This window comes from Psychrobacillus sp., assembly GCF_056205495.1.
On record NZ_JBAEAP010000163.1, the window covers coordinates 1 to 11,568 of the forward strand.

Annotated in this window: 13 protein-coding genes and 1 riboswitch; of the genes, 11 read left to right on the forward strand and 2 right to left on the reverse strand. The window is 35.3% G+C overall.

Translation table 11 applies throughout. The features are described from left to right. Positions 1-321 (forward strand): YkvA family protein (locus tag AC06OU_RS04840; protein ID WP_475854333.1); only part of this gene is annotated, 321 nt, incomplete at its 5' end. A 104-nt stretch (positions 322-425) separates the two neighbouring features. Here AC06OU_RS04840 and AC06OU_RS04845 read toward each other — a convergent pair. Then, positions 426-2,027 (reverse strand): ABC-F family ATP-binding cassette domain-containing protein, encoded by a 1,602-nt coding sequence (locus AC06OU_RS04845; protein ID WP_169361410.1) that lies wholly within the window; start codon positions 2,025-2,027, stop codon positions 426-428. Positions 2,028-2,365: 338 nt separating this feature from the next. Between AC06OU_RS04845 and AC06OU_RS04850 the strand changes: the two genes are divergently transcribed. Then, positions 2,366-2,602, forward strand: coding sequence for a hypothetical protein (locus AC06OU_RS04850; protein WP_475854335.1), 237 nt, complete (start codon positions 2,366-2,368; stop codon positions 2,600-2,602). A 136-nt stretch (positions 2,603-2,738) separates the two neighbouring features. Here AC06OU_RS04850 and msrA read toward each other — a convergent pair whose 3' ends face one another. Next, a complete protein-coding gene (msrA, locus tag AC06OU_RS04855; RefSeq protein ID WP_475854337.1) occupies positions 2,739-3,260 on the reverse strand; it encodes a peptide-methionine (S)-S-oxide reductase MsrA in 522 nt (173 codons plus the stop codon). Between the two features lie 174 nt (positions 3,261-3,434). Here msrA and AC06OU_RS04860 point away from each other — a divergent pair, with 174 nt between their 5' ends. The 9 genes from AC06OU_RS04860 (at position 3,435) to AC06OU_RS04900 (ending at position 11,479) form a co-directional block, all read left to right on the forward strand. Beyond that, positions 3,435-4,385 (forward strand): LCP family protein, encoded by a 951-nt coding sequence (locus AC06OU_RS04860; RefSeq protein ID WP_475854339.1) that lies wholly within the window; start codon positions 3,435-3,437, stop codon positions 4,383-4,385. Positions 4,386-4,452: 67 nt separating this feature from the next. Then, complete coding sequence (locus tag AC06OU_RS04865; RefSeq protein WP_342560721.1) at positions 4,453-5,649, forward strand: AI-2E family transporter; 1,197 nt, start codon at positions 4,453-4,455, stop codon at positions 5,647-5,649. Between the two features lie 5 nt (positions 5,650-5,654). After that, positions 5,655-6,050, forward strand: a complete 396-nt coding sequence (locus AC06OU_RS04870; protein ID WP_169361414.1) for a sporulation protein — start codon at positions 5,655-5,657, stop codon at positions 6,048-6,050. A 125-nt stretch (positions 6,051-6,175) separates the two neighbouring features. After that, positions 6,176-6,403: a hypothetical protein gene (locus tag AC06OU_RS04875; RefSeq protein WP_475854341.1), complete on the forward strand. Its 228-nt coding sequence runs from the start codon at positions 6,176-6,178 to the stop codon at positions 6,401-6,403. Between the two features lie 75 nt (positions 6,404-6,478). Continuing rightward, positions 6,479-6,610 carry an RAxF-45 family protein gene (locus tag AC06OU_RS04880; protein WP_298467850.1) on the forward strand — a complete coding sequence of 44 codons (132 nt, stop codon included), beginning with the start codon at positions 6,479-6,481 and terminating at the stop codon, positions 6,608-6,610. Positions 6,611-6,718: 108 nt separating this feature from the next. Next, a complete protein-coding gene (gene abc-f, locus AC06OU_RS04885) occupies positions 6,719-8,587 on the forward strand; it encodes a ribosomal protection-like ABC-F family protein (RefSeq protein WP_475854343.1) in 1,869 nt (622 codons plus the stop codon). 84 nt (positions 8,588-8,671) lie between these two features. Further along, positions 8,672-8,775, forward strand: a riboswitch (SAM riboswitch). A gap of 146 nt (positions 8,776-8,921) precedes the next feature. After that, positions 8,922-9,830, forward strand: a complete 909-nt coding sequence (metA, locus tag AC06OU_RS04890) for a homoserine O-acetyltransferase MetA (RefSeq protein ID WP_475854344.1) — start codon at positions 8,922-8,924, stop codon at positions 9,828-9,830. Between the two features lie 214 nt (positions 9,831-10,044). Beyond that, the gene (gene speD / locus AC06OU_RS04895; protein ID WP_475854345.1) at positions 10,045-10,860 is read left to right on the forward strand and encodes an adenosylmethionine decarboxylase; all 816 of its coding nucleotides are present in this window, start codon (positions 10,045-10,047) and stop codon (positions 10,858-10,860) included. Positions 10,861-11,128: 268 nt separating this feature from the next. Next, a complete protein-coding gene (locus AC06OU_RS04900) occupies positions 11,129-11,479 on the forward strand; it encodes a DUF5694 domain-containing protein (protein WP_475854346.1) in 351 nt (116 codons plus the stop codon). Positions 11,480-11,568: the final 89 nt, after the last annotated feature.

Genomic DNA, 11,568 nt, shown 5'->3' on the forward strand with positions numbered 1-11,568 from the left:
TCTATGCTAGATGATCGCATTGACGCAAAAAGTAAAACACTTATTGGTAGCGGTATCCTATACTTTATTACTCCCATTGATATATTACCCGAGGGCTTAATAGGACCAGGTGGATACATGGATGATATTATTGTTGCAGCATTTATCGTCAATATGCTTTTAAATAAGTTTTCCCCCGAAATCGTTGAAGAGCATTGGGCGGGAGAACATAAGCTGTTAGATACGATGAAAAAGGTATCGGAGACAGGTGATAGCTTGCTTGGGAAATTACCAGCACGTTCATTGCTAGGACGTTTTATAAAAACATCTAAGAAGGTGTAAGACAATACGTCTAACACCTTTTTTTAAACAAAAAAATTTACATTAGTAACAAGGGATATAAAAAAAGGGTATCGTAATTATTTACGAATACCCTTTTTTACATATTATAATTTTTGAGATTCTTTCCATTCTAAGAATTCATCGTATGTCAGCTGCTTATCCAGAATAGAGCCGTCCTTGCGGATTTCGATTACACGATTTGCAATCGTTTGGATGAACTGATGGTCATGAGAAGTGAATATCATAGCGCCTTTGAACGCAATTAATCCATTATTCAATGCTTGGATGGATTCCAAGTCTAAATGGTTAGTTGGCTCATCTAGCAATAAAACATTACTTTCGGAAAGCATCATTTTAGAAAGCATACAACGAACTTTTTCGCCACCAGAAAGGACAGAAGGTTTCTTCTTCACTTCTTCCCCGGAGAAAAGCATACGTCCTAGGAATCCACGAAGGAATGTTTCACTTTCATCATCAGGTGAATATTGGCGTAACCAATCAACTAGTGAAGTTTCTGTACCATTAAAGTATTTTGCATTGTCTAATGGGAAATACGCACGAGATGTAGTTACACCCCAACGAATAGATCCTTCCTGTGGCTCTTCCTCTTCTGCAAGCATACGAAGTAAAGCAGATTTAGCAAGCTCATCACCTAACAAGATAATTTTATCGTCTTTGTTCATAGTGAAGTTCATACCTGAGAACAGTTTTTCGTTCTCTAGCGAGTAACCTAAATCTTGAACCTGTAATACGTCATTGCCAATTTCACGCTTCATTGAGAAGTTCACGTATGGATATTTACGAGAAGAAGGTCTAATATCATCTAGTTCAATCTTATCTAACATTTTTTTACGAGATGTAGCTTGCTTTGATTTAGATGCATTCGCACTAAAGCGAGCAATGAAGGCTTGTAGTTCTTTAATTTTTTCTTCTTTTTTACTATTTTGATCCTGAGCCATTTTAGTAGCAAGCTGGCTTGATTCATACCAGAAGTCATAGTTTCCTACATAAACTTGGATTTTGCTGAAATCTAGGTCTGCAATGTGTGTACATACTTTGTTTAAAAAGTGACGGTCATGCGAAACTACGATTACAGTATTTTCAAAGTTGATAAGGAAATCTTCTAGCCATTGAATTGCTTTGATATCTAAATGGTTGGTAGGCTCATCTAGTAAAAGTACATCTGGTTTACCAAATAATGCTTGAGCTAAAAGTACTTTTACTTTTTCTGACCCAGTTAATTCAGACAATTTCTTTTGGTGCATGCTATCAGGAATACCTAGTCCTTGTAAAAGGATGGCTGCCTCTGATTCAGCTTCCCAACCGTTAAGGTCAGCAAATTCTCCTTCTAACTCAGCGGCACGCATACCATCTTCATCAGAAAAGTCTTCCTTCATGTAAATTGCATTTTTTTCGTTCATTACTTCATATAAACGTTTATGACCCATGATCACCGTTTCAAGCACATTGTATTCTTCATACTCAAAGTGATTTTGCTTCAAAATCGCTAAGCGCTCATCTGGATTCATAATCACATTACCTTCTTGTGGCTCAATTTCCCCCGACAAGATTTTGATAAATGTAGATTTACCAGCTCCGTTTGCACCGATTAACCCATAACAGTTACCAGGTGTAAACTTTATATTTACATCTTCGAATAATTTACGATCACCAAATCGAAGACTTACATTACTTACTGCAATCATGCTATACCTCCTAAAATTCACAATGCTCTTATTATAGCACGGTGTTCAAACAAAAGCTATCAAACGTTGATTTGTTGGGCTTATATCAACCCTAATGGTGGGCCATTTTTAAGGAAATTTCTAGAAATGTCGAAACCATCCAGAGTGTATTTAATGGAGAGAAGAATATGGTGGGATATTGATTGTTTAAGATAAAAGTATGGCGTGGTGGATACAGTAATACTTTTAGCAGAATCGTTTACCTGGTCATCTCTATAAGACTGCTACGCCAAGGCTGACACTAAACCATAGGAAGGGCATGTTTAATAGGTATACAGTAAATGAAAGGGAGGAAACGATTGGCATTCAATAGTCTTTCAGAATCTGAACAAGATTTAATACCAACTTCTCCAATGGATTCTGTGGTTGAGAAGGTTAACGTATCAGAAGAAAATAAAAAATACCTTTTTGATGATTATGACGGAGAAAAAGTATATTCAGTTACATTTAATCATACGAATTCTGATAAAAACGGGGATTTGATTGTTTTTGTTCATTTGAATAAAGAAATTGTAGTTGGAAAAGGTTTTAAATAATCATTTAAACAAGTTAGTGACAATAGGAAACTTGATGAACATGCCCGCCCACAAAAACTACGAGTGTATGGACGACAGCAGTCCATACACTCGTAGTTGAAGCATCTTACCTTGAAAATCTAACGTTAAGTTTAAACTATTTTTCCCAATGTTCTTCGATAAACTCCACGCGCCCTGACTGAGCAAGATCTTCTTTATAATGATCAGGACTTTTTTTATAAAAGTCTTGGTGATAATCCTCTGCTTCGTAAAACGTTTCAGCATCTCGAATTACCGTAACAATCGGTTTGGAAAATTTACCACTAGCCGCAAGCTGCTCTTTAGACTTTTCTGCGAGAATGCGTTGTTCTTCATTATGAACGAATATAGCTGTTGTATAGCTTTCGCCTCGATCCTGGAATTGACCGCCCGCATCCGTTGGATCTATTTGTTGCCAATATATTTCTAGTAATTTCTCATAATCGAAGATAGAGGAGTCATACTGAATTTCTACTACCTCTAAATGGCCCGAGTCACCATTTTTCACTTGTTCATATGTAGGATTTTCAATATGGCCCCCCATATAACCTGATGTTACCTTATGTATGCCTTCCCAAGTATCAAACGGCTTTACCATGCACCAAAAACAGCCTCCTGCAAACGTAGCTCTTTCTATCATTTTTAAATCCCTCCTATTATAGTAAAATGATTTTACCATTACTTTTCACGTTGTACAAAAATCTGAAACCAACTGACTGTAAATACGTTATTATAAGAGTATGATATAAATAAGGCTAATTAAAATTTTTACCATGAAAACAGCATAGATGAAGAACTCAAGGGGAGATTTATAATGGATGAAGAACAAAAATTAGAAAGACGATATAAACCGAAAAAAAAACTACGTAAAGGCAGAGTATTCTTTACTACTTTGTTAATTCTGGGATTAGCTATTGGTGGTTATTCATTTTTACAATATCGGGAGGGCTATAATTTAGCTAATGAAACAAAAGTAAAACAGGATATTGACTTTGAAGGGGATGCTTGGTCAAAAGGTGAACGAGAAAATATTCTAGTCCTTGGAGCAGATTCCGGAGCGGGAGGGAAAGAGAAATCCCGAACTGATACAATGATGATCATCTCTTGGGATAAAGAAAAAAATGACGTTAAAGTCATTTCGTTTATGCGAGATATTTATGCTGCTATTCCTAACTATAAGTCCTATAAGTTAAATACAGCCTATTATTTAGACGGAGTATCGTTATTGCAGGCAACTCTTCAGAATATGTTTGATATACCGATCCATCATTATGCATTAATAGATTTTAGAAGCTTTGAGTCATTGGTAGATATTCTCGCTCCTGAAGGAATTACGATGGATGTCGAGAAGGATATGTCTGAAAAAATTGGAGTTTCACTTACAAAAGGTGAACAGCAGCTTAACGGACAGGAAATACTTGGTTATGCACGATTCCGGGCAGACGGAGAAGGTGATTTTGGCAGAGTTGGACGCCAACAAAAAGTAATGGAAGCATTAAAGGACGAGGTCATTTCCATACAAAATGTTTCTAATATCCCGAAATTTATAGGAGCAGCCGAAGGGTATATTCAAACCGATTATTCACGTAAAGATAAAGTTATTCGAGTCTTGGATGCTATCGTTAGTGGAAAGCTAGAAATGGATAAACTGACTATTCCTGTAGAAGGAAGCTATTATGATAAGAACTATAGTCACGCAGGAGCAGTTCTTGTAATTGACGAAGATGAAAATAGAAAAGCAATAGAAGATTTTTTAGGTGAATAGGACTTTTAAATTTGCGATACAATTTATTCATTCGTAAAATTAAGTTAGGAAAGGATGTTATGTAAAATTGGAACCTGAAAAACCTTCTTTTTTCTCAACTAGATACATAAAATTTTTAGGTGGTCGTAATACTATATTTACGCTTATACTGCTTTTAATGATTGGCTTAATCATCATGATTTATGATGAAATTTCCTTCATATTTGTCCCATTAACAGTTTTTCTAGGGAATGTCATCCTACCAATCATATTAGCAGTCATCATCTATTATTTACTTAGACCGATATTGCGTATGCTAGAAAAAATTAAAGTTAAACGAGTGATTGGTATACTCCTCATCTTTTTAGCTTTGGTTGGTATTATTACCTTATTAGTTTTCCTAGTGTTTCCATTCTTAAAAGCTCAATTTTTTAAATTGGCAGAAGAGCTTCCAGGTTATTTTATAGAAGTCTTAACCCGCTTAGATTCATTCTTGAGAACGAACTCTCTTATAAGCACGTACTATTTGCAAATAGAAACCGATGTTGCTAATCTTCTGTATGATTTACCGAAGGAGCTAGGTGCATTTTTCCAGGAAACCTTTACAGGAATTGCAACAGGAATTTCCTCTGTTATCGGTATATTAACTAGCTTTATACTGGCAATCGTTACTGTTCCTTTTATCTTATTCTATCTTTTAAAGGATGGCGAAAAGCTTCCTGCTTATGTACTGAAAATTTTTCCACCACGCATGAGAGATGACATAAAGTCGGTTTTTACTAGTATCGATAAGCAAATCAGCTCGTATATTCAGGGTCAGATTCTTGTCTCTATGTGTATAGGTATTATGATTTTTATTGGTTTTACCATCATCGGGATGGATTATGCATTATTGTTGGGTGTTATAGCAATGGTTACGAGCGTTGTTCCCTACTTAGGTCCAGTTATAGCAATAACTCCGGCTGCAATTATTGCCTTAGTTACCTCTCCTTTCATGCTTATCAAACTTGCAGTAGTCTGGACAATTGTTCAGTTAATTGAAGGGAAGTTTATATCACCACAAATTATGGGTAAATCATTGCATGTGCACCCGATTACAATAATTTTTGTATTGATTACTTCTGGTGCGATGTTCGGAGTTCCTGGAGTAATTTTGGGTATACCTGGCTATGCTATTTTAAAAGTTATCGTATCCCATTTTTACACAATGTTTAAAAAGAGGTACAATAAATTTGAACCAGTTGTTGAAAAACACTATGAGTACACAAATAACAAGGTGGAATGAGAATAATGGCCAAAAAATTCAACTCCAGTATTGAAGTGAAATCCATTAAGATTGATACTGTGGTGGATCATCCTTATATTGAACATGGGATCAATCTTTCAGGTACGATTTATATTGATGGAGTTCATGACTACGAGCAAATCGAGAATATTAAGTTAGAAGTCTTTAAAGTGATTAATGGAGAAGCTCCCAAAGTTGTTTCCAAGCATTCTATAGAATTGGTAGGCACAGTAGCTTCAAAGGATATGCAAATGATTCCTTTTGAAATCATGCCAGATGAAAGATGGCTTCCAGATGGTGCAGAGGAAATGACAACGCTTATATTACGAACAACTGTATTATTTGAAAATGGCTCAGAATATAATGACGAAGATGAAATACACTTTGACATTGAAGAATAATTAGCAAAAGAACCAGCATTTTTATGCTGGTTTTTTTGTGGATAAAATAAGTTCATTAGACCATTCTATATGAAAAGGATTTGTAGCTGTTTATTTTTTAGCTGCAGTATCAAAAGGAGTATTTCATGAAAAAAATTATAGTTATATTTATACTTACTTTGTTAACTTTAACTGCCTGTGGAGAAAATCGTACATCAAACGAAGATCCTCCACCAGAAATCATTGAAAATAATAGACAAAGTATTGGGCCTGAATCCGGAAATGCAGAGGTCAATAAAGAGAATGATGAAGGAATGCCAAATACGAATGAGTTGAATGATCCTGGCTTAGAGGGATTAGAAGGCTACGAATAAATAAAAATTCACATTGTACGAAATAATGGAATATGTTAAAATAATCTTACATTAATGGACGGAGGTGAAGGAAGAATGAAAAACACTGTGAATGCACATGGATTTATATTGGAATTTTTATCCACATCCTGTGCGATTACTCATGGATTTGCTACTAACGGGACCAGTCTGTCCTTTTTTAGACAATTACATGAAATTCACAGCTGATAAGCCATTCTTTCTGAACCACATTAGAAGACTGCTCGCTTATTCGAGCAGTCTTTTTGTATGCAGAAAAATGCTTCCAGCAATAATTTGGAGAGGAAGCGAAACATAATGATATGCAAAATACAAGAAATAAGTAAAATGCTTGGTGGGAATCTTATATTTGAGGACCTGTCATTAGATATTAAATTGGGGGACAAATTAGGAATAGTTGGACGGAATGGAAGTGGGAAAACAACGCTATTTAAGCTAATAGCGGGTATCGAAAAACCTGATCATGGAATAATCACTTTTAAAAAGGGGGCGAAAATAGGATATTTAGCCCAAATTCCTACTTTTTCAGAAAGCGTTAAAGGTAAAGACCTTTTATATGATGCTTTCGAGGATACCATGCAACTACAGAAAAAGATGAGTATACTTGAAAACGAACTAGCAGTGGGAAATGCTGAGGCGATGGAAAAACTTCTAAAGCAGTATGGAGACATACAGGAAGAATTCACGTTACAGGGCGGATATACCATTGATTCCGAAATTGATAAAGTAGTTGAAGGGCTACAGCTAGGTGGTTTTATAGAACAGCCATTTTCAAGTTTAAGTGGTGGTGAGCAAACTAAAATAATGCTTGGACAGCTACTATTAACCAAGCCAGACCTTTTACTGTTGGATGAGCCGACTAATCATTTGGATTTGTTTGCAATAGAGTGGTTAGAGGAGTATTTGGTTAGTTATACAGGAACAGTTGTTATTATTTCACATGACCGATATTTTTTACATAAGGTAGTTACAAAAGTTGCAGATCTTGAGGATGGTATGCTTACGAAATATCATGGTAATTATTCTTCTTTTCTAATCGAAAAGGAAGAAAAACTTACTCGTGAATTTCAACAGTATGAGGAACAACAAAAAAAGATAAAGAAAATGAGAGAAGCGATAAAAAGATTAAGGATATGGGCTAACCAAGCAGTTCCTCCAAATGCAAGTTTACACCGTCAGGCGAGGAATATGGAACGGGCACTAGAGCGGATGGAAAAGGTTCGTAAACCTCTAATAGACCCTAAGAAAATGAGTCTATCTTTTGATGCGGCACCCCGAAGCGGAAAAGAAGTTGTCATAATGGAAGAGGCTTTCAAAAGCTTTGGTGAAAAAATGTTATTAAACAGTGCAGAACTTCATGTATATTGGAAGGACCGTCTTGCAATCGTTGGTAGGAATGGAACAGGTAAAACTACCATTTTGAATATTCTCAGAGGAGTAGAGTTAATTGACTCGGGTGAAGCACGATTTGGTAGTAATGTTCGCCAAGGATATCTTTCTCAACATTTCGAAATAACAGATCCCAAAGCTCGCTTGATAGATATTTTTAGAGCTGAAGTAAATGTGGCAGAGGGAGAGGCCCGACACATTTTAGCGAAGTTTATGTTTTATGGGGCGGATGTTTTTAAAAGAATTGCTGATTTAAGTGGAGGAGAAAGAATGCGACTCCGTCTTGCTCAGCTAATGCATCAAGACATAAATTGTCTAATATTAGATGAGCCAACGAATCATCTTGATATTGATTCACGAGAGGTATTAGAGGAAGCGCTAGATGATTTTACTGGGACTATTATTGCAGTATCTCACGATAGATATTTTCTAAATAAACTATTTCCAAGGACTGCTTGGCTAGAGCATGGCGTGCTTACCACATTTGAAGGTCCTTATGAATGGGCAAGGGAAAAATGGAATGAGTTCTGCTCAAAAGAAAATACTATGAAAAAAGTAATCAATCAGCCCTTAAAAGAAGCAACACCTGTCAAACAACAAAAGGAAATTCCTCTGGAAAAACGAATAAGTGATCTCGAAAATGTTCTAGATGAGCTAACTAAACAAATTAGCATAGAGAATGATTGGGGAAATTATGAGGCATTAAGCTTGGAAAAACTTCGGGTAGAGGAGCAATTGGAGCAATTATTAGAGAAATGGCTAGATTTAGCAGAATGACCAGAATACTTCTCAAAATAGGTTGATATAAGTAATAGAGCATGCTAATATGATTTATTAATGAATAATTTAAATAATTTAATATTCTTATCAAGAGAAGTGGAGGGATTAGGCCCTGTGATACTTCGGCAACCTCTGTTATACAGAAAGGTGCTAATTCCTAACAAGACGATCTTGGAAGATAAGAGCTAGCTAGCAAATTCTTGCCTCTCTTTTCTTACATGGAAAGAGGGGTATTTATTTTAATAGCCGCCTTGCTCCTGGTCGCTTTCTTACTTTTTTGTGGGGCGAAATCACAGGTGCTCTTGCGCATTTCATTGGGAGGGGAAAGTCATTGCCTATAAATATTCCGAAACAATTACCTGCAGCTAAGCTGTTAAAAGAAGAGAAAATTTTTCTCATGGATCAAGAGCGTGCCTACAGGCAGGACATCCGTCCACTTAACATTATTATTTTTAATCTAATGCCTGAGAAGGAAAAAACGGAGCTTCAGCTATTAAGACTTCTAGGAAATACTCCTATACAAGTGAATATAACCTTTATGAATACAGCAACGCATGAATCCAAGAATGCTAGCAAAACCCATTTGGATACTTTCTACACGACATTTGATCAAATAAGAGAAAAAAAGTTTGATGGGATGATTATAACTGGTGCTCCAGTAGAACAGTTGCCATTTGAGGAGGTCGATTACTGGAATGAAATGAAGGAAATAATGGAATGGTCTAAATCCAATGTCACCTCCACGTTACATATTTGTTGGGGGGCGCAGGCTGCACTGTATTATCATTTTGGTATAGATAAATTCTCACTTTCTCAAAAATGCTCAGGAGTGTATCGGCATATATTAACTAACCAAGTGGAGAATTTAATAAGAGGATTTAATGAAGAGTTTAATGCTCCCGTATCTCGTTACACTTCTGTATCTGAAGAAGAAATAGAAAAGGATGAGCGACTAACTATTTTATCTACGTCGGAGGAAGCAGGTGTGTTTCTTGTAAAATCTAACGACAATAAAATGGTGATGGTCACTGGTCATTTAGAGTATGATGCACACACATTAGCAGAGGAATATCATAGAGACATAACTAGAGGAATAGATATAGAGATGCCCAAATACTATTTCCCAAATAACAACCCCTCAAATAAGCCATTAAATACATGGAGGGCACATACACATTTATTGTTTTCTAATTGGTTGAATTACTATGTTTATCAGGCTACTCCTTATAACTGGGAGTAAATAGAAGAAATATATATGAGTCAATTTTATTAAAACAAAAATTATGAAATTGACTTATATAAACTCCTGTTTAAATATTCAGGAGTTTTTTATTGATTTTAGTTTTATTTATTCAAATATTAGGGAAGACAAAATTGAAGAGACATTGTATTTTGTTGATACACATATTTATAAAAGTATGGATTTTCAATTTATTGGAAGTGGGGTTATGTCTATGAGTTTGACACCAAAACAAAGAATCGAGTTACATGGTTTTAATAATCTGACGAAAACACTAAGCTTTAATATGTATGATATTTGTTATACAAGGACGAAGGAAGAAAGGGAAAAATATATTGAATACATTGATGAGCAATATAACGCTGAGCGTCTAACCAATATATTAACAAAAGTGTCCGACATTATAGAAGCTAATATTTTAAACATAGCTCAACAGGACTACGAGCCACAGGGTGCAAGTGTGACCATATTAGTGTCAGAAGGACCCGTGGATCAAACACCAATAGAATCATTTAAGCAATCCCCAGGGCCAATACCAGAGGTCGTTCTTGGTCATCTAGACAAAAGTCATATTACCGTTCATACTTATCCTGAATATCATCCAGATGAAGGAATTAGTACGTTTCGAGCAGATATTGATATATCAACCTGTGGAGAAATTTCTCCGTTAAAAGCTCTAAATTATCTAATACATTCCTTCGAAACAGATGTAATGGTCATGGATTACCGAGTGAGGGGATTCACGAGAGACGTGAAGGGTCATAAATTATTCATTGACCACGATATTAATTCCATTCAAAATTATATTCCGGATGCCTTGCAGGAATATTACCATATGATTGATGTGAATGTTTATCAGGAAAATATTTTTCATACCAAATGTAAGCTTAAACAATTTGATTTGAATAACTACCTCTTCGGTTACAAGGAAGACGAGCTATCCAATGAAGAGAAAATCTCTATTACCAAAAAGCTTAAAACAGAAATGGATGAAATATTTTACGCCAAAAACATGACACGAACCGAATAACATTAAGCTCTAAGCGTTACCATAAGCCGTTGTCCCTTGGAGTAGACTCAAGTTTAAAAAATGAATATTAAATCATCTAGAATAGCAGAGCAATTCGCATAGAATTTGCTCTGTTTTTTTATTTATCGTTTTCTTATAAAGACCCCAACTAATAATAAATCTATTTACCTTTTTTCCTACATATGGGAAAATGATAGAAAATTATGTTAACTTTGCAATGTGTTAATGAAATTAATTTTATCTTATTGGGAGAGGATGATAATAAATAATGACTAAAATCATGATATTAGGGACATTTCATATGGGAAATACTTCTGATTTATATAGTGTAGAAACGGATAATTTACGATCTACTAAAAGGCAAGAGGAGATAAGAAACGTTGTAGATGCTATAAAAGAATTCCATCCTAACAAAATTGCTTTGGAAGTTGAAAAAGAAAAAAATCACTTATTAAACGAAGAGTATTATCAATATTTAAACAATGAACTAGAGCTATCGATAGATGAAATACATCAGTTTGGTTTTCGGGCGGCAGCCGAGTTAAAACATGAAGAGATATATGCAATAGATTGGATGGAGAACGTTGGGAATCGATCAATCGGAGAAGTTATGAAGTGATTTTTTTCTTTTTCAACTTCCAAAGCAATTTTGTTAGGATGGAATTCTTTTATAGCATCTACAACGTTTCTTATCTCCTCTTGCCTTTT

What these genes read in the sequence shown, in the direction of transcription:
- AC06OU_RS04880 (WP_298467850.1), top strand. Translation starts at nt 6,479, where the DNA reads ATGAAAAACACTGTGAATGCACATGGATTTATATTGGAATTTTTATCC.
- abc-f (WP_475854343.1), top strand. Translation starts at nt 6,719, where the DNA reads ATGATATGCAAAATACAAGAAATAAGTAAAATGCTTGGTGGGAATCTT.
- AC06OU_RS04875 (WP_475854341.1), top strand. Translation starts at nt 6,176, where the DNA reads ATGAAAAAAATTATAGTTATATTTATACTTACTTTGTTAACTTTAACT.
- AC06OU_RS04900 (WP_475854346.1), top strand. Translation starts at nt 11,129, where the DNA reads ATGACTAAAATCATGATATTAGGGACATTTCATATGGGAAATACTTCT.
- AC06OU_RS04860 (WP_475854339.1), top strand. Translation starts at nt 3,435, where the DNA reads ATGGATGAAGAACAAAAATTAGAAAGACGATATAAACCGAAAAAAAAA.
- AC06OU_RS04870 (WP_169361414.1), top strand. Translation starts at nt 5,655, where the DNA reads ATGGCCAAAAAATTCAACTCCAGTATTGAAGTGAAATCCATTAAGATT.
- AC06OU_RS04845 (WP_169361410.1), bottom strand. Translation starts at nt 2,027, where the DNA reads ATGATTGCAGTAAGTAATGTAAGTCTTCGATTTGGTGATCGTAAATTA.
- msrA (WP_475854337.1), bottom strand. Translation starts at nt 3,260, where the DNA reads ATGATAGAAAGAGCTACGTTTGCAGGAGGCTGTTTTTGGTGCATGGTA.
- speD (WP_475854345.1), top strand. Translation starts at nt 10,045, where the DNA reads ATGAGTTTGACACCAAAACAAAGAATCGAGTTACATGGTTTTAATAAT.